We start from the raw sequence: 17,445 nt of genomic DNA, 5'->3' as shown, positions 1-17,445 counted from the left end.
GGCGGCGAGGTCTTGGTGGCGGTCCGCGCGGCACACGCAAGACAGCCCCCGATTGTAAGAAGAGTGGCGTACGCCCGGCTCGCCGCACGGCGACATATGACCCTTGGCACTGTCGAATTGACGTGCAAATCGGCTACGCTGCGCGCTGCCCCAAGGAGGAGTTCCCGTGACCCGTTTCGTTCCCACATGGCTCTTTGCCGCCGGCGTGCTGCTGGCCGGCCCGAGCTTTGCCCTTCAGATCACCAGTTTGAGCCCGCAGGGCGAGGTGGCGCGGGTGCGCCAGATCGTCGCCAAGTTCGACCAGGCCGCCGTCAACTTCGGCGACCCCAAGGCGCCCGCCCCGCTCACGGTGAGCTGCTCCGACGCGCAGGCCGGCAAGGGCACCGGCCGCTGGACCGACGCCAAGGCCTGGGTCTACGACTTCGAGAACGACCTGCCGCCCGGCGTGCGCTGCACGGTCACGCGCGTTCCCACCTTCAAGCCCAGCGCCGGCGGCGAGCTGACCGGGCCCGAGCGCTACCAGTTCAACACCGGCGGCCCCTTCGTGCGCAACTACATGCCGGGCAGCTACAGCCGCATCGACGAGCAGCAGATGTTCATGCTCGAGCTCAACGGCGCGGCCACGCTCGACAGCGTGCGCCAGAACGTGTGGTGCGCGGCCGACGGCGTGGGCGAACGCATTCCGGTGAAGCTGCTCGACGGCGACCAGCGCGCCGGCCTGCTCAAGGCCTTCGGCCGCGACAAGGCCGCCGAGAAAGACCCGCTGCGCTTCGTCACGCTGCAGTGCAACCGCACGCTCACGCCGGGTGCCAAGGTGCAGGTGGTGTACGGCAAGGGCGTGGCAACACCCTCGGGCGTGGCCAACAACGTGGAACGTCGTCTCGAATTCCAGGTGCGCGAACCGTTTGCCGTGTCGTTCACCTGCGAGCGCGAGAACGCGCAGGCCGCCTGCCTGCCGCTGCGCCCGATGCAGCTGAACTTCAACGCGCCGGTCACGCGCAAGCTGGCCGCGCAGATCGAGCTCAAGGGCGGCGACAAGACCGTCAAGGCCCAGCTGTCGGACGGCGGCGGCACGCAGAGCGACGACGACGTGGTCAACGACGTGTACTTCGGCCCGCCGCTGGCCGAGAGCACGCAGTTCAGCATCGAGCTGCCCTCCAAATTCGAAGACGCCTCGGGCCGCCCGCTGGCCTCGCCCGGCAGCTTTCCGATGAAGGTGGCCACGGGCATGATGCCGCCGCTGGCCAAGTTCGCCGCCTCGCCCTTCGGCGTGGTCGAGCGCCTGGCCGAGCCCGACACCCCGGCCATGATGCCGGTCACCGTGCGCCGCGTGGAGCCGCAGCTGATGGTGAACGCGCTCACGCCCGGCAAGGTGAGCGACATGAACCCGAAGACCGACGCGGAAATCATCGCGTGGTTCCGCAAGGTGCGCCGCTACGACAGCTACACCATCTTGCGCGAGCAGGCGCGCAAGGACGTGAAGGGCCCGCTGCCCCCGGTCATCGACAAGGACGACCGCAACAACGTGCAGACCCGCATGCTGTCGCTGCTGGCCGGCCAGCCGGGCGTGAAGGCGCTGGACATGCCCAAGTCGGACGCGGGCGATCCGCGTCCCTTCGAAGTCATCGGCATCCCGCTGACGCCGGGCTTCCACGTGCTCGAAATCGCCTCGCAGAAGCTGGGCGAGGCGCTGCTCGACGAGCGCTACAACGCCGGCCGCACGATGTACGTGCGCACCAGCGCGCTGGCCACCAACCTGGCCGTGCACTTCAAGCTGGGCCGCGAGAACTCGATGGCCTGGGTCACCTCGCTCGACAAGGGCAAGGTCGTGGCCGGCGCCGAAGTGCGCGTGTCGGGCTGCGACGGCAAGGCCGTGGCCACCGGCACCACCGACGCCAACGGCATCGTGATGCTCAACGGCATTTCGCCGCAGGCGCCCACGTGCAACGGCCCGAACGAATACGAGCAGGGCGCCTGGTTCGTCAGCGCCCGCGCCAAGGACGAAAAGGGCGTGGAAGACCTCGCCTTCACCTGGAGCGACTGGCAGCGCGGCATCGAGCCCTGGCGCTTCAACGTGCCCACCAACCTGCAGCCCGAGCCCGACCGCATCGCCCACACCATCTTCGACCGCACGCTGCTGCGCGCCGGCGAAACGGTGTCGATGAAGAGCCTGATCCGCACGCAGACCAGCAAGGGTTTCGGCCTGCCCGAGAAGCGTCCCGACACGCTCGTCATCACCCACACCGGCAGCGGCCAGCGCTTCACGCAGCCGCTCACCTGGCGCAAGACCGCCACCGGCGGCCTGAGCGCGGAGAACAGCTTTGCCATTCCGCCGGCCGCCAAGCTCGGCGTGTACGAGGTGATGCTGCGCACCGGCGCCGGCAAGGACGCCAACGGCGACGGCGACAACGACAGCGACGGTGAAGAAGGCGGCTACAGCCGCAGCTTCAGCACCGGCATGTTCCGCGTCGAGGAATTCCGCCTGCCCGTGCTCGAAGGCCGCATCGCGCCCACCGACAAGAAGCCGCTGGTCGCCGCCACGAGCGTGCCGACCGACGTGCAGATCAACTACGTGGCCGGCGGCGGCGCCGCCAACCTGCCGGTGCGCGTGTCGGCCATGGTGCGTGGCAAGGCGCTGAGCTTTTCCGACTACGACGCCTTCAGCTTCAACCCGCCGCGCGCCACGCAGGGCGACGGCAGCGAAGCCGCCTCCCCCGCGTCCGACTCCAACGCCGGCGAGGAAGACCTCAACAGCGTGAACGACACCCGCGTGATCGCCGACAAGCTGCCCGTCACGCTGAACAAGGACGGCGCCGGCAAGCTCACCATCGACAAGGTGCCCAAGGTCAAGTCGGCGCGCGAGCTGCTGCTGGAGGCCACCTACGCCGACCCGAACGGCGAGGTGCAGACCATTCGCAGCACGCAGACGCTGTGGCCGGCATCGGTCATCGCGGGCATCAAGACCGAAGGCTGGGTCTCCACCAGCCAGAAGCTCAAGTTCCAGGCGCTGGCGCTCGACCTCTCGGGCAAGCCCCAGGCCAACGTGACGCTCAACGTGCGCGCCGTGGCGCGCATCACCACCAGCAGCCGCAAGCGCATGGTGGGCGGCTTCTACACCTACGACAACAAGACCGAGACCAAGGACATCGGCACCGTGTGCAGCGGCAAGAGCGATGCGCGCGGCCTGCTGCTGTGCGAGTCGGAGCTGAAGGAGGCCGGCGAGGTCGAGCTCATCGCCAGCGCCACCGACAGCGACGGGCGCGACGCCAAGGCCGTGAGCTCGGTGTACGTCACCAAGCAGGGCGAGCTGTGGTTCGGCGGCGAGGACAACGACCGCATCGACGTGCTGCCCGAGAAGAAGAGCTACCAGCCCGGCGAGGTCGCCAAGTTCCAGGTGCGCAGCCCCTTCCGCTTCGCCACCGCGCTGGTGGCGGTGGAACGCGAAGGCATCATCGAGACGCACGTGGTGCAGCTCGACGGCAAGGACCCGACCGTCACCCTGCAGGTCAAGCCCGAGTGGGGCCCCAACGCCTACGTGAGCGTGCTCGCGCTGCGCGGCCGGCTGCGCGAGGTGCCGTGGTACAGCTTCTTCACCTGGGGCTTCAAGTCGCCGCGCGAGTGGTGGACGGCCTTCTGGTACGAAGGCAAGGAATACGTGGCACCAACCGCCATGGTCGACCTGAGCAAGCCCGCCTACCGGCTGGGCATGGCCGAGATCCGCGTCGGCACGCAGGCGCACCAGCTGGACGTGAGCGTCACCAGCGACAAGCCCAGCTACCCGATCCGCAGCAAGGCGCAGGTGACCATCACCGCCAAGCTGCCCGACGGCAAGCCCGCCGCCGGCGCCGAAGTGGCGCTGGCCGCGGTCGACCAGGCCCTGCTGGAGCTGATGCCCAACGACAGCTGGGCGCTGCTGAACGCCATGCTGCAACGCCGCAGCTGGGGCGTGAGCACCTCGACCGCGCAGATGGAAATCGTCGGCCGGCGCCACTACGGGCGCAAGGCCGTGCCCGCGGGCGGCGGCGGCGGCAAGGGCCAGACGCGCGAACTGCTCGACACCCTGCTGCTGTGGAACCCGAAAGTGGTGCTCGACGCCAACGGCCAGGCCGTGGTGACGGTGCCGCTGAACGACGCGCTCACCACCTTCAAGATCGTGGCCGTGGCCGATTCGGGCGCCAACCTGTTCGGCACCGGGCAGACCAGCATCCAGGCCACGCAAGACCTGCAGATCATCAGCGGCCTGCCGCCGCTGGTGCGCGAGGACGACCAGTTCCGCGCCCAGATCACGCTGCGCAACACCACGCAGAAGCCCATGAAGGTCGAGGCCACGCCGCGCGCCACCCTGCTCACGCTGGAGCCGCAGACGGTCGACATCCCCGCCGGCGAGGCGCGTGAAGTGGCATGGACCGTGACCGCGCCCGCGCAGCTCGCGCAGACGCGCGCCGAGGCCATCCTGTGGGAAATCGAGGCCAAGGACACCGTGGGCGGCGCACGCGACGCGCTCAAGGTGCGCCAGCGCATCGTGCCGTCGGTGCCGCTCACGGTGCAGCAGGCCACGCTGGTGCAGGTCGACGGGCCGTTCACGCTCGACGTGGCGCCCCCGGCCGACGCCCTCCCCGGCCGCGGCGGCCTGAAGATGTCGCTGCAACCCAAGCTGGCCGAAGGCCTGCCGGGCGTGCGCGACTGGTTCGCCAACTACCCGTTCATCTGCCTCGAGCAGAAGACCAGCAAGTCGGTCGGCCTGCGCGACGCCAAGATGTGGCAGGGCGTGCTGGCCACGCTGCCCACCTACCTGGACAGCGACGGCCTGGCCAACTACTTCCCGCCGCGCGACGGCGAGGCCAACCGCGGCAGCGACATCCTCACCTCGTACCTGCTCGCGGCCACCAGCGAAGCCAGCGCCCTCGACCCCGCCTTCGCGCTGGCCGACGACGTGCGCGCGCCCATGGAGTCGGGCCTGATCGCCTTCGTCGAAGGCCGCATCACGCGCGAGTTCTGGAGCCCGCGCAAGGACCTGGACGTGCGCAAGCTCGCCGCGCTGGAAGCGCTCTCGCGCTACGGCAAGGCCAGGGGCAGCATGCTGGGCAGCATCACCATCGCGCCCAACCAGTGGCCTACCAGCGCGGTGATCGACTGGCTGAACATCCTGAAGCGCGTGAACGACGTGCCGCAGCGCCAGCAGCGCCTGGACGAGGCCAACAACGTGCTCAAGGCGCGCCTGTCGTACCAGGGCACCAAGCTCATCTTCAGCACCGAGCAGGACGACTACTGGTGGTGGCTGATGACCAACGGCGACGTCAACACCGCCCGCCTGCTGCTCAGCGTGATGGACGACCCGGCCTGGAAGGATGACATCGGCAAGCTGGCCAACGGCTTCATCGGCCGCCAGCAGAACGGCGCCTGGCACACCACCACCGCCAACCTGTGGGGCGGACTGGCGCTGGAGAAATTCAGCAAGGTGTTCGAGAGCACGCCGGTCACCGGCATCACCGCCGCCACGCTGGGCGCGGTAAAGGCGCAGGTCGACTGGAGCAAGGTCGAGCGCGTGAAGACCAGCGACGCCGCCGGCGCGCCCAACCAGACCACCTTCTTCGGCGCGCCCGCCTCGCCGGGCAACCTGAAGAACAACACGATGTTCCTGCCGTGGGCAGCGTCTTCGTCGGGCGCTCCGGTGCGCGACACGCTGCTGGTCACGCAGCAAGGCACCGGCAAGCCGTGGCTCACGCTGCAGTCGATTGCCGCGGTGCAGCTGAAGGCGCCGTTCGCGGCGGGCTACGCCATCAAGAAGACCATCACCCCGGTCGAGCAGGCCACCGCCGGCAAGTACACGCGCGGCGACGTGCTGCGCGTGACGCTGGAGGTGAACGCCAGCGCCGACATGACCTGGGTGGTGATCAGCGACCCGGTGCCGGGCGGCGCCACCATCCTGGGCAGCGGCCTGGGCCGCGACTCGCAGATCGCCACGCAGGGCGAGAAGAAGAGCGGCGCCGGCTGGCCGGCCTTCGAGGAACGCAGCTTCGAGGCCTTCCGCAGCTACTACGAGTACCTGCCCAAGGGCGTGGTGAAGATGGAGTACACCGTGCGCCTGAACAACGTCGGCGACTTCGCGTTGCCGCCGAGCCGCGTCGAGGCGATGTACGCGCCGGAGATGTTCGGCGAGGCGCCCAATGCGCGCGTGAAGGTGGAGGCGGCGAAGTAAGCCGCCTTCCACGAACGACACACACACGACAGACACGACACAAGGACGACCCCCATGGGACTGGCCATCAGCGTCGGCACGCTTGCCGACTTTTTGCAGAACGACCCCGAAGGCGCCGAATGGTTCGAGGGCGACTTCGAGATCGTGAACGGCGTGCTCGCGTCGGCGGGCCTGCCGCCGCACGACGAGCCGCGCGAGCTGCCCGCGCTGGATTCGCGCGCGTCGCTCGACGGGTTTCCGTACTCGTTCATCCACTACCTGCGCCGCGCCTACGCGCACAGCGTGGTGTCGCCGGGCTGGACGGCAACGCCGGTGGAAGAAGGTGCCGACCCGTCGGAAGACCCGGCGGTGCAGGCCGCGCTCGACATCGCCGAGAGCCACCTCATCTGCCACTCGGACGCGGAAGGCTTCTATGTGCCGGTCGAGTTCGACGAGGTGCTGTTCTCCGACGCCGAGTCGGAAGACGAGGCGCTGACCGGCGGCATGCTGGGTTCGTCGTACCGGCTGCGCGACGAGCTGGTGCAGGTCGCGCCCGCGCTGGGCATCACCTTGGTCGACGGGCAGCTGTCGGACGAGGAAGCCGCGCGCATCGACGCACTGGGCGAGACGGACGAAGGGCTGTACCGCGAATACGCGTCGTGGTTGCTGCTGTATGAAATGGCACGGCTGAGCATTGCGCACAAGACGGCCATCGTCTTTGCCTGAACGCGGGCGGCGCCCCATGAGCCCTGCCCCCTCTGCACATCCGCTCCCAATCCCGCTTCCACGCCGCCTGGCGACCGTCACCCTGCTGGTGCGCGACTACGACGAAGCCATTCGCTTCTTCACCCAGGCCCTGCGCTTCGAGCTTGTCGAGGACACGCCGCGCGGCCCCGGCAAGCGCTGGGTGGTGGTGGCGCCCGCACGCGACGGCGGCGCCGCGCTGCTGCTGGCCAAGGCCGTGACCGACGAGCAGGAGGCCAGCGTCGGCAAACAGGCCGGCGGCCGGGTCTTCCTGTTTCTTCACACCCCCGACTTCGCGGCCGACCATGCCCACATGGTGTCGCACGGCGTGCGCTTTCTCGAAGCGCCGCGCCACGAGCCGCACGGCACCGTGGCGGTCTTCCAGGACCTGTGCGGCAACCGGTGGGACCTGATCCAGCCGAACGACGCATGACCCGATGACCCGATGACCCAGGACCGCATCCTCTTCCCCGGCAACCCCTGGCCCGAAGGCCACCCGGTGGAAAGCTTCCAGTGGACGGCCAGCGTGCGCGACGGCAACGTGTGGTTCGACCTGCACCTGCAGACGGCCGCCTACGACGCGGAGCGCGAGATCGAGCAGGCCGATGAAGAAGACGATGACGAAGAGGATGGCGAAGAGGATGGCGAAGACTTCGCCTCCGACTGGGAAGCCCCCGGCGTCTGGACCAACTACCACCGCTGCACCCTCTCGTCCACGAAGTGGCCAGGGTTCCCCGGCTTCAAGGTGGGGCCAGTGGCGGGCTACAGCTTGCAGGGCCTCGACGGCTTCGAAGCGACGGTGGACGACCCACCGCCCGCCGACCAGGCCGCGAACGCCTTCCACATCTACCTCTTCGGCCATGGCGCGGTCGCACGCCACCGCATCCGGTTCGAGCGCGTCGCGGGCACCGACCGGTTCGACATCACCTGGCGCGGCCACATCGCGTTGAGCTTCGGCGGCGACCCCGACTACGACCGCGCCTTCACCGCCACGCTCTTCGGCGTTGCCGCGCCCAGCGTGGGCTGACGCCAGCCATGGCCATGTCCTTCCCCGCATCGCTGCGCAGCTACCTCTCGCTGGCCTTCCGCTGGCAGCGCGGGCGCCAGGGCACGGGCTACGACAAGATGCTGCTGGCCACCGCGCGCTGGCCGCTGCCCTTCGACAGCTATCTCATCCGCTACCCCGAAGGCGCCGAGATCCCGCCGCACACCGACCCGGTACAGGTCGGGCGGCACTACCGGCTCAACATCGTGCTGAAGTCGCCGCGCGCGGGCGGCGAGTTCGTGTGCGCGGCGCCGATCTTCGCCACACGCCGCATCAAGCTCTTCAGGCCCGACGCCTGCGAGCACAGCGTGACGCGCGTGGTGGGCGGCAGCCGCTATGTGTTCTCGCTGGGCTGGGTGCGCAAGGACAAGGCACCGGCATCGCCGAACGGCTGACCGCGACACGGGCAGTGTTGAAAGCCCGGCGTCACATCCATCGGCCTAAACTGCCTTCCCCTCTTTTTTCAGGAGAACGCCATGACCACGATGGAAATCGCGACCCGGCTCGTCGCGCTGTGCCGGGACGGAAAGTTCGACGAAGCGAGGGCGCTCTACGCCGACGACGCCGTGAGCGTCGAGGCGGGCGCGCCACCCGGTGGGCAACGCGAGGCCGTCGGCCTGGCCGCCATCGAGGCCAAGGGCAAGTGGTGGAGCGACAACCACGAGGTGCACTCGGCCAAGATCACCGGGCCCTGGCCGCACGACGACCGCTTCATCGTCGGCTTCGAGTTCGACGTGACCATGAAGGCCACGGGCCAGCGCTTCACCATGGAAGAGGCCGGGCTCTACACGGTGAAGGACGGCGCCATCGTGCGCGAGGAGTTCTTCTATTCGATGGGCGGCTGAGGCAGCGGGGGCACGCAAGGCACTGCACCGCACCTGCACCGCACTCGCACCTGCACGACGCCGGCCCGAATCCCGGCAAAATGCCCCGCAGGTGCCCTCATGAATACAAGATTTGTCGAAGCCTTTCTCTGGGCCGCAAGGCTAGGCAGCTTCCGCGCGGCCAGCGACCGGCTGCACATCACGCAGGCGGCGGTGTCCAACCGCGTGGCCTCGCTCGAAGAAGACATCGGCGCGCGCCTGTTCGAGCGCGACGCGCGCGAGCTGCGGCTCACGCCGGTGGGCGTGCGGCTCATGGACTACGGCGAGCGGCTGCTGGAGCTGCGCCGCGAAATCGTCTCGCTCGGCCGCCCGCGCGAAGACCTGCTGGGGCTGGTGCGCATCGGCGCCATCGAGACGGTGGTGCACACCTGGCTGCTGGGCTTTCTGACCAACCTGCGCTCCACCTACCCCGGCATCGAGGTGCAGCTGACCTCCGAGACCACGCTGGCGCTGCACCGCGGCCTGCGCGAGGGCGCGCTGGACATCGCGCTGCAGACCGACCACATCGCGGGCGCGGGCATCGTGAGCACGCCCTGCCTGCCGATGCCCATGGGCTGGGTCGGGCAGATGAGCGCCGAGGGCACGCAGACCGTCGAGCAGCTGCTGCGCCAGCCGGTGCTCACCATGAGCCCGGGTTCGCAGCCGCACGAGGCGCTGAAGAACCTGTACCGCGCGGTGGGCATCCCGCTCGGCAAGGTGCACTGCGTGAGCTCGATTTCCGCGCTCGCGCGGCTGGTGAAGGCGGGCTTCGGCAACGCGCTGGTGCCGCTGCCGCCGGTGTACGAGTACGTGGCCATCGGCGACGTGCGCATCATCGAATGCGATGCGCTCATCTCGCCGCAGCGGCTGGTGGTGAGCCACCTGGAGGCCGCCGACTCCGACGCCATCCGGCTCGTGGCCGAGCTGGCGTGCCGCGCGTCGGACCAGTTCACGGCCTCTGCAATCGCACCAACCTGGAGCGGGGCTTCAGAGGGTTAACCCTCGAAAACGTGCATTTCCGCCCCAGGAAGGGGCCAGTAATTCTTGTGGCTGTCGCCCAGAAAAACTCGTTTGTGACAGCGGCACCCTGCGACGGAAGATCGCGCCTTCAAATTTCGAAGGCCCGCCCGCCCCTCCGCCGCCATGACCACTCCCGCTTCTTCCGCCCTTCCTGACACCGACGCCGCGGCCGTGAACGGCCTGCTGTTCGTCGCCTCCGACGTCGACGCCGCCGACGATGCCGACTTCAACCGCTGGTACGACCGCGAGCACGTGGAAGAGCGCGTGCGCATTCCCGGCTTCCTGTCGGGCGCGCGGTATTCGTCGCTCGAAGGCGGTCGCAAATACCTCGGGCTGTACCGCACCGAATCGCTGGCCGTGTTCGGCTCGCCGGGCTACCGCGCCGCGTTCGAGAAGCAGACGCCGTGGTCCGTCGCCAACCTCGATCGCATGCGCCAGCCGATCCGCCGCGTGTGCGCCGTGCGCGCCGTGACCGGCTTCGGCAGCGGCAGCCATGCGGTCGTGCTGCCCCTGTCCGCCGCGGCGGACATCGAGGCGCTGGCCGCCCACGCCACGCGCGTGGGCAGCGCGCTGGCCGAGCAGGCAGGGTTCGTGCAGTCGTACCTGCTCGTGCCCGACACCGCGCTGAGCACGCCGCTGCCGCGCGAATCCACTGAAGGCCGCGTGCTGCAGCCCATGCTGGTCGTCGAAACCAGCCACGTTGCCGCGGCGCGCACCGCGCGTGCCTCGGCCGCCGCCGCCTTCGACACCGACCCCGCCACCGGCTGGCTGCTCGCGCTCGGCTGGAAGCTGAGCGCGGCCGAGCTGCGCTGACCCGACCCCCATGTCTTCACCGAACCAAGGTACTCCGATGACCGAACATGTTCTTCCCGCCACGCCGGCCGCCGCGACCGGTGCCGCCGGTGCGCCCAAGATGGGCCGCCTGGCCATGGCCAGCTCCATCGGCACCACGCTCGAGTGGTACGACTTCACCGTCTACAACATCATGGCCGCGCTGGTCTTCAACGCGGTGTTCTTCCCCTCGTTCGACCCGCTGACCGGCACCATCCTGGCCTTCTCGACCTACGCGGTCGGCTACATCTCGCGCCCGCTGGGCGGCGTGGTGTTCGGCCACCTGGGCGACCGGCTGGGCCGGCGCTTCGTGCTGGTGGCCACGCTGGTCATCATGGGCATCTCCACCGGCCTGATGGGCCTGCTGCCCACCTATGCCAGCTGGGGCATCTGGGCGCCGGTGGCGCTGGTGGCGCTGCGCTTCGTGCAGGGCGTGGCGCTCGGCGGCGAATGGGCCGGCGCGGTGCTGCTGTCGATGGAACACGGCAAGCCCGACGAGCGCGGGCGCAACGCCTCGTTCACGCAGGTGGGCCCGTCGTGCGGCACGCTGATCGGCACGGGCTTCATCGCCATCGTGTCGGCCTGGCTGAGCCCGGAGGAATTCCAGGCCTGGGGCTGGCGCCTGCCGCTGATCTCCAGCGTCGCGCTGGTGCTGTTCGGCCTGTGGCTGCGCCGCGGCGTGGACGAGACGCCCGTGTTCCTCGAGATGGAACAGAAGAAGGCCACCGCCAAGACGCCCATCAAGGAAGTGTTCACCCAGCACTGGCGCAGCCTGCTGGTGGCCGGCGGCTCGCGCATCGGCTCCGACGTGCTGTATGCGCTGGTGGTGGTGTTCACGCTGACCTACGTGACCACGGTGCTGCACCTGTCGCGTCCGCTGGCGCTCACCGCCACGATGATCGGCGCGGCCTGCAACGCGATTGCCGTGCCGTGGTTCGGCGGGCTGTCGGACCGCATCGGCCGCCGCCCGGTCTACATGGCCGGCGCGCTGCTGGGCATGGTGTGGGCCTTCGTGTTCTTCGTGCTGATGGACAGCGCGCACCCGGTCGCCATCTGCGCGGCGGTGGTGGTCGGCCTGCTGATCCACGCCATGATGTACGGCCCCCAGGCCGCCTTCGTGACCGAGCAGTTCCCCGGCCGCGTGCGCTACGCGGGCGCCTCGCTGGCCTACACGCTGGCCGGCATCCTGGGCGGCGGCTTTGCGCCGCTGATCATCGCGAGCCTGTTCAAGTCGTGGGGCAGCACCACCGCCGTGTCGCTGTACGTGGTGGGTGCGCTGGGCCTGACGCTGGTTGCCCTGGCCGTGGCACGCGAGACCGCCAAGCGTCCGCTGGAGATCTGAAAAAAATGAGCACACAACGACTGAGCTTCGCCTGCGAGAGCGTTTCCGCCAGCGGCACGCGCTCCACCGCCGTGCACACCTTCGCGCCGCGCGCGCTGGTGGTGGCAGGCTGGACCGGCCGCGACACCGCGGCCATCGAGCACCACATCGAGGAGCTGGCGGCCATCGGCGTGCCGCGCCCTTCGAGCGTGCCGCTGTACTACCGCGTGGCCGCGCAGCTGCTCACGCAGTCGCCCGACATCGAGGCGCTGGGCGAGCAGAGCTCCGGCGAGGCCGAGCCGGTGTTCTTCTTCTCGCAGGGCGAGTGGTGGCTGAGCGTGGCCTCGGACCACACCGACCGGCAGGTCGAGAGCTACTCGGTGGCCGTCTCCAAGCAGATGTGCGCCAAGCCCGTGGCCGAGACCGCCTGGCGCTGGGCCGACGTGCAGGCGCACCAGGACAGCATCGAGCTGCACTCGCGCATCCTGGAGGACGGCCGCTGGGTCGACTACCAGCGCGGCACGCTCGCCTCGATCCGCCCGCTGGCCGCCTTGCGCGACGGCATGCCCGGCGTGGACGCCGCCCCCGAGGGCCTGTTCATGACCTGCGGCACGCTGGGCGCACTGCCCAACGCCAGGGGCGAAGGCATTCGCCCGGCGGCGCAGATGGAGATCGAGCTGCACGACCCCCGGCTGCAGCGGCGCATCGTGCATCGCTACGCGGTGCAGGCACTGCCGGTGGTGGCGTGATGGGGAGCGACTTCACCATCGCCACCATCGCCGCCCTGCGCGCGCGCATCGCCCGCGGCGAGCTGTCGCACGAGGCCCTGGTCGACCAGGTGCTCGAGGCCGCGGCGCAGCCCGCGGCGGCGCACGTGTTCACGCGCCTGTACGCCGACGGCGCCCGCGCCGCGGCGCGCCATGCCGACGCGGCCCGCAAGGCCGGCATCGAGCTCGGGCCGCTCGCCGGCCTGCCCGTGACGGTCAAGGACCTGTACGACGTGGCCGGCGAGACCACCATGGCGGGCTCCGCCGTGTGCGCCGGCGAGCCGCCGGCCGCGCACGACGCGGCGGCCGTGGCGCGGCTGCGCACGCAGGGCGCGGCCATCGTCGGCAAGACCAACATGACCGAGTTCGCGTTCTCGGGCGTGGGCATCAACCCGCACCACGGCACGCCGGCCAATCCGGCGGACGCCGTCACGGCGCGCATTCCGGGCGGCTCGTCTTCCGGCGCGGCCGTGTCGGTGGCGCTGGGCCTCGCGGTGGCGGGGCTGGGCTCGGACACGGGCGGCTCCATCCGCATTCCGGCCGCGCTGTGCGGGCTGGTCGGCTTCAAGAGCACGCAGTCGCGCGTGCCGCGCACCGGCGCCTTCGAGCTGGCCCGCTCGCTGGACACGGTGTGCGCCATGGCGCGCAGCGTGGAAGACTGCCTGGCCGCCGACGCCGCCATTGCCGACACGCCGCTCGCCGTGAGCCGCCGTCCACTGCAGGGCATGCGGCTGGCCGTGCCGCGCACGCTGATGTTCGACGACATCGAGCCCGCCGTGGCGCAGGCCTTCGAGCGCGCGCTGCAGGCGCTGTCGGCCGCGGGCGCGCACATCGTGGACATCACGCTGGCCGAGCTCGCGGAGATCGCGACCGTCAACGCACCGGGCGGCTTCTCGCCGGTCGAGGCCTCGGGCGTGCACCGCGAGCGCTTCGCCACGAAGCGCGACGGTTTCGATTCGCGCGTGGCCGCGCGCATCGCGCTGGGCACCGAGGTGCGCGCCGCCGACTACATCGCCATGCAGGACCGCCGCCGCGACTGGATCGGGCGCATGGAGCGCGCCATCGAAGGCTTCGACGCGCTCGTGTGCCCGACCGTGCCCGTCGTCGCGCCGCCCATCGAGTCGCTGGCGGAGGACGCCGCTTTCTTCAAGGCCAACGGCCTGCTGCTGCGCAACACCTTCGCCATCAACCTGCTCGACGGCTGCGCCTTCAGCCTGCCGTGCCATGCACCGGGCGAACTGCCGGTGGGGCTGATGCTGTCTTCGGTGCGCGGCGACGACGCGCGCCTGGCCGCGGTGGCGCTGGCCGCGGAACGGGTGGTGCGGCCCGCCTGAGGCAAGATGGAGCCGGTGGTATCCGGTGACGGCGCCATGCCGTCATCGGCTATCTTCCGGTTCATGTCCCTCACCGAACCGCAACCTTCACTCTCCAGCGCCAGACTGCTCCTTCGCCCGCTGCTGGCGTCCGACGCGGCGGCGCTGGTCGAAGCCGCCGCCGACGGCGCGCTCTGGAACCTGCCGTTCACCGTCGTGCCCTCAGCCGACACCGTCGACGCCTGGATCGGCAACGCCCTCGCGGGCCAGGCGGCGGGCACCGTGATGCCCTTTGCCACCGTGCTGCCCGACACGGGCCGGGTCATCGGTTCCACGCGGTTCTGGAAAATCGACCGCATCAACCGCAAGCTGGAAATCGGCAGCACCTGGATCGCGGCCTCGTGGCAGAAGACCTTCGTGAACACCGAGGCCAAGTACCTGATGCTGCGCCACGCCTTCGAAGCGATGCAGTGCGTGCGCGTGCAGCTCACCACCGACGAGATCAACGCGAAGTCGCGCGCCGCCATCCTGCGGCTGGGCGCGAAGCAGGAGGGCATCGTGCGGCACGAGCGGATCATGCCGGACGGGCGCAAGCGGAACTCGGTGCGCTTCAGCATCATCGATGACGAGTGGCCGCAGGTGAAGGCGCAGTTGGAGGCGCGGCTGGAGGCGCGGCTGCTCGCCGCGAGGGAGCGCGGCGCATGAGCTGCGCGGTCGTCGCCACCACCGAAGCCCATTTCGAAAGCCTGCACCGCGCGCTCGACGTGGTGGCGCGCGAGCACCGGTTCCTGGCGCTGATGCAGGCGCCGCCGCTGGAAAAGTCGCTGGCGTTCTACCGCGGCGTGATCGACAGCGGCTTTGCGCACTTCGTCGCGCTCGACGGCGAGAAGGTGGTCGGCTGGTGCGATGTGTCGCCGGTGTTCGGCCATTCGCGCGCGCACATCGGCCTGCTGGGCATCGCGCTGCTGCCCGAGGCGCGGCACCGCGGGCTGGGCGCGCAACTGCTGCAGGCGGCCATCGACAAGTCATGGGCGCGCGGGCTGACGCGCATCGAGCTCAGCGTGCGTGCGGACAACCTGAACGCCAAGGCGCTGTACGAGCGCTTCGGTTTCGTGCACGAGGGCCTGCAGCGCCGGGCGTCGCTGGTCGGCGGCATCTACCACGATGCCCACGCCATGGCCCTGCTTCGCTAGACTGGGCGGCGCAGCCTTCGCGTGCTGCGCCCCTTGTCGAACGGAGAGCGCCCATGTGCCGCAGCATCAAGACCCTCTACAACTTCGAGCCCCCGGCCACCGAGCAGGAAATTCGCGCGGCGGCCCTGCAGTTCGTTCGAAAGCTCAGCGGCTTCAGCGTGCCGTCGCGCGCCAACGAAGAAGCCTTCGAACGCGCGGTCGACGAGGTGAGCGCCACGGCGGCGCGACTTCTCGAATCGCTGGTGACGACGGCTGAGCCGCGCGACCGGGAGATCGAAGCGGAGCGCGCGAAGGCTCGCAGTGCGGTGCGGTTCGGTTCCGCGGGTTGAGGTTTTGGGGGTTGCCGTTCGGGGAGCGGTCACGACGAGCCCCCAAAGACCCAACGCAAGCGCCCGACCCAAGCCTTTGCTATGGTGCTTCGCAGCGCCACATCGCGCACATTGCCGAGCACGCAAGCGTTATGAAAAAGACCTATACCGGCGGCTGCCACTGCGGCGCCGTTCGTTTCGAAGCCGACATCGACCTGAGCCTGGGCACGCTGCGCTGCAACTGCTCCATCTGCACCAAGACCCGCTTCTGGCCCGCGGCCGTGGAGCCCGATGCCTTCCGGCTGCTGGCCGGACAGGAAGAGCTGACCGAATACCTCTTTCACACGCGCCAGAACAAGCACTTCTTCTGCAAGCACTGCGGCGTGCGGTCGTTCGGGCTGGGCAACAAGCCCGAGGACGGCGGCGCGATCTACGGGGTGAACGTCACCTGCCTGGACGACGCCGAGCCCGAGGAGCTCATCAACTCCCCCATCACCTATGTTGACGGGCGCAACAACAGCTGGCACCTTCCACCGGCCGAGACCCGGCATCTTTGAACGACACACCAGGAGCACAACCGCCATGCCCTTCGAACTCTGGCTCGCCTTCGTCGCAGCCTCCGCCGTGATGCTGGTCATTCCCGGACCGACCATCCTCACCGTCATCAGCTATTCGATGTCGCACGGCCGCCGTGCCAACGTGCCGCTGGTGGCCGCGGTGGCGCTGGGCGACTCGACTGCGCTGGTGGTTTCGCTGCTGGGGCTGGGCGCGCTGCTGGCCACTTCGGCCTTCTGGTTCACGGTGGTGAAGTGGGTGGGCGGGCTGTACCTGATCTACCTGGGCATCAAGCTGCTGCGCGCGGGCGTGTCGCCGACCGACGAGGTCGCAAAACCCGCCGCGCCGGTGTCGCGGCTGCGCCTGTTCGCCAACACCTACCTGGTGACGGCGCTGAACCCGAAGGGCATCGTGTTCTTCGTCGCCTTCCTGCCGCAGTTCATCAGCCCCGCGGCCGACGTGACGCGCCAGCTGTGGGTGCTGGCAGTGACCTTCGTGGTGCTGGCTGCCACCAACGCCACGCTGTACGCGGTGTTCGCGGGCTCGGCGCGCAGGCTGCTGGCGTCGCCGCGCGCGCAGAAGCGCTTCAACCTGGCGGGCGGCTCGCTGCTGACCGCGGCCGGGGTGTGGGCGCTGATGGCGCGCCGGCCGGGCTGAGTTCGCGCCGCCGGTAACCGCACTCACCGGCAACAAAAGCAAAAGGCCGCGAAGCACATGGCTTCGCGGCCTTTTGCATTCGCGCGCCGGCGCGGCGCGCCTGACTGCATTCGCACGCCGGCGCGGCGTGCCTGACTGCATTCGCACGCCGGCGCGGCGTGCTCAACCGTTCACTCAGTTGCGGTTCGGGTTGTTGGGGCTGCGGTCGTAGCGGTTGGGCACGCCGTCGTTGTCGCGGTCGCGGTCATAGCGGTTCGGCACGCCGTCGCGGTCCCGGTCGCCATAGCCGGCGCGCGGCGGTGGCGGGCGGTCGTAGGGGGCCACCACGCAGCCTGCAAGGATGGCCGAGGCGGCCAGCAAGAGTGCCAATGTCTTCGTCATGTGACTTCTCCTTGGAGTGGTTGTCTAACCGGTGAATCGCCTCCTGCGAACCGGTACTGCATTGAAGGCCACGCCGGTACGCAACGGGTTTCCGCATGGAAGCGCTTGCGTGAAGTTGGTTACCGGATGTGGAGCACGCTGTGAACTTTGGCGTGCTGTTTTCGCTCGCAGGGGCGGTCCCCGGCCCGTCTGCGAGTAGGCGCGCTTCCCGTGGTGCATCGCGGAGAATGTCACCGCCTCACACTTCCGGATACGAAGCCTCTTGCCGA

Annotated in this window: 17 protein-coding genes; 16 read left to right on the top strand and 1 reads right to left on the bottom strand. The window is 69.5% G+C overall.

Going from position 1 to position 17,445, the window contains the following annotated elements; genetic code table 11:
• The first annotated feature begins 166 nt into the window (after positions 1–166).
• The 16 genes from AB6807_RS33490 to AB6807_RS33415 all read left to right on the top strand — a co-directional run bounded on the left by AB6807_RS33490 (position 167) and on the right by AB6807_RS33415 (position 16,795).
• Positions 167–6,199, top strand: coding sequence for an alpha-2-macroglobulin (locus AB6807_RS33490; RefSeq protein ID WP_371087938.1), 6,033 nt, complete (start codon positions 167–169; stop codon positions 6,197–6,199).
• A 54-nt stretch (positions 6,200–6,253) separates the two neighbouring features.
• Positions 6,254–6,904, top strand: a complete 651-nt coding sequence (locus tag AB6807_RS33485; protein WP_116908318.1) for a hypothetical protein — start codon at positions 6,254–6,256, stop codon at positions 6,902–6,904.
• Positions 6,905–6,920: 16 nt separating this feature from the next.
• Entirely contained in the window at positions 6,921–7,355 is a 435-nt protein-coding gene (locus tag AB6807_RS33480; RefSeq protein WP_371087937.1) for a VOC family protein, read from the top strand.
• Between the two features lie 12 nt (positions 7,356–7,367).
• Positions 7,368–7,949 carry a hypothetical protein gene (locus AB6807_RS33475; protein WP_371087936.1) on the top strand — a complete coding sequence of 194 codons (582 nt, stop codon included), beginning with the start codon at positions 7,368–7,370 and terminating at the stop codon, positions 7,947–7,949.
• 14 nt (positions 7,950–7,963) lie between these two features.
• Positions 7,964–8,362 carry a 2OG-Fe(II) oxygenase gene (locus tag AB6807_RS33470; RefSeq protein ID WP_371087983.1) on the top strand — a complete coding sequence of 133 codons (399 nt, stop codon included), beginning with the start codon at positions 7,964–7,966 and terminating at the stop codon, positions 8,360–8,362.
• An 81-nt stretch (positions 8,363–8,443) separates the two neighbouring features.
• Positions 8,444–8,812 carry a SnoaL-like domain-containing protein gene (locus AB6807_RS33465; protein ID WP_371087935.1) on the top strand — a complete coding sequence of 123 codons (369 nt, stop codon included), beginning with the start codon at positions 8,444–8,446 and terminating at the stop codon, positions 8,810–8,812.
• 99 nt (positions 8,813–8,911) lie between these two features.
• On the top strand, positions 8,912–9,829 hold the full coding sequence (locus AB6807_RS33460) for a LysR family transcriptional regulator (RefSeq protein ID WP_116908321.1): 918 nt from the start codon (positions 8,912–8,914) through the stop codon (positions 9,827–9,829).
• Positions 9,830–9,973: 144 nt separating this feature from the next.
• Positions 9,974–10,663, top strand: coding sequence for a hypothetical protein (locus tag AB6807_RS33455; protein ID WP_371087934.1), 690 nt, complete (start codon positions 9,974–9,976; stop codon positions 10,661–10,663).
• A 37-nt stretch (positions 10,664–10,700) separates the two neighbouring features.
• The gene (locus tag AB6807_RS33450) at positions 10,701–12,023 is read left to right on the top strand and encodes an MFS transporter (RefSeq protein WP_371087933.1); all 1,323 of its coding nucleotides are present in this window, start codon (positions 10,701–10,703) and stop codon (positions 12,021–12,023) included.
• Between the two features lie 5 nt (positions 12,024–12,028).
• Complete coding sequence (locus AB6807_RS33445) at positions 12,029–12,751, top strand: DUF2848 domain-containing protein (protein ID WP_371087932.1); 723 nt, start codon at positions 12,029–12,031, stop codon at positions 12,749–12,751.
• The gene (locus AB6807_RS33440; RefSeq protein ID WP_371087931.1) at positions 12,751–14,103 is read left to right on the top strand and encodes an amidase; all 1,353 of its coding nucleotides are present in this window, start codon (positions 12,751–12,753) and stop codon (positions 14,101–14,103) included. Before AB6807_RS33445 ends, AB6807_RS33440 begins: the two co-directional genes overlap by 1 nt.
• A gap of 63 nt (positions 14,104–14,166) precedes the next feature.
• Positions 14,167–14,787 (top strand): GNAT family N-acetyltransferase, encoded by a 621-nt coding sequence (locus AB6807_RS33435; protein ID WP_371087930.1) that lies wholly within the window; start codon positions 14,167–14,169, stop codon positions 14,785–14,787.
• Positions 14,784–15,275, top strand: a complete 492-nt coding sequence (locus AB6807_RS33430; RefSeq protein WP_371087929.1) for an N-acetyltransferase family protein — start codon at positions 14,784–14,786, stop codon at positions 15,273–15,275. Before AB6807_RS33435 ends, AB6807_RS33430 begins: the two co-directional genes overlap by 4 nt.
• Before the next feature lie 53 nt (positions 15,276–15,328).
• Positions 15,329–15,604, top strand: a complete 276-nt coding sequence (locus tag AB6807_RS33425; RefSeq protein ID WP_371087928.1) for a DUF2277 domain-containing protein — start codon at positions 15,329–15,331, stop codon at positions 15,602–15,604.
• A gap of 131 nt (positions 15,605–15,735) precedes the next feature.
• The gene (locus tag AB6807_RS33420; protein ID WP_371087927.1) at positions 15,736–16,140 is read left to right on the top strand and encodes a GFA family protein; all 405 of its coding nucleotides are present in this window, start codon (positions 15,736–15,738) and stop codon (positions 16,138–16,140) included.
• A 25-nt stretch (positions 16,141–16,165) separates the two neighbouring features.
• On the top strand, positions 16,166–16,795 hold the full coding sequence (locus AB6807_RS33415) for a LysE family translocator (protein WP_116908328.1): 630 nt from the start codon (positions 16,166–16,168) through the stop codon (positions 16,793–16,795).
• A 174-nt stretch (positions 16,796–16,969) separates the two neighbouring features.
• Here the strand turns inward: AB6807_RS33415 and AB6807_RS33410 are convergent, their stop codons facing one another.
• Entirely contained in the window at positions 16,970–17,176 is a 207-nt protein-coding gene (locus AB6807_RS33410) for a hypothetical protein (RefSeq protein WP_116908329.1), read from the bottom strand.
• Positions 17,177–17,445 lie beyond the last annotated feature (269 nt).

The sequence above is a fragment of the Variovorax sp. RCC_210 genome (assembly GCF_041355175.1).
GTDB lineage: Bacteria > Pseudomonadota > Gammaproteobacteria > Burkholderiales > Burkholderiaceae_C > Variovorax.
This window is presented reverse-complemented; position numbering and strand designations above follow the sequence as displayed.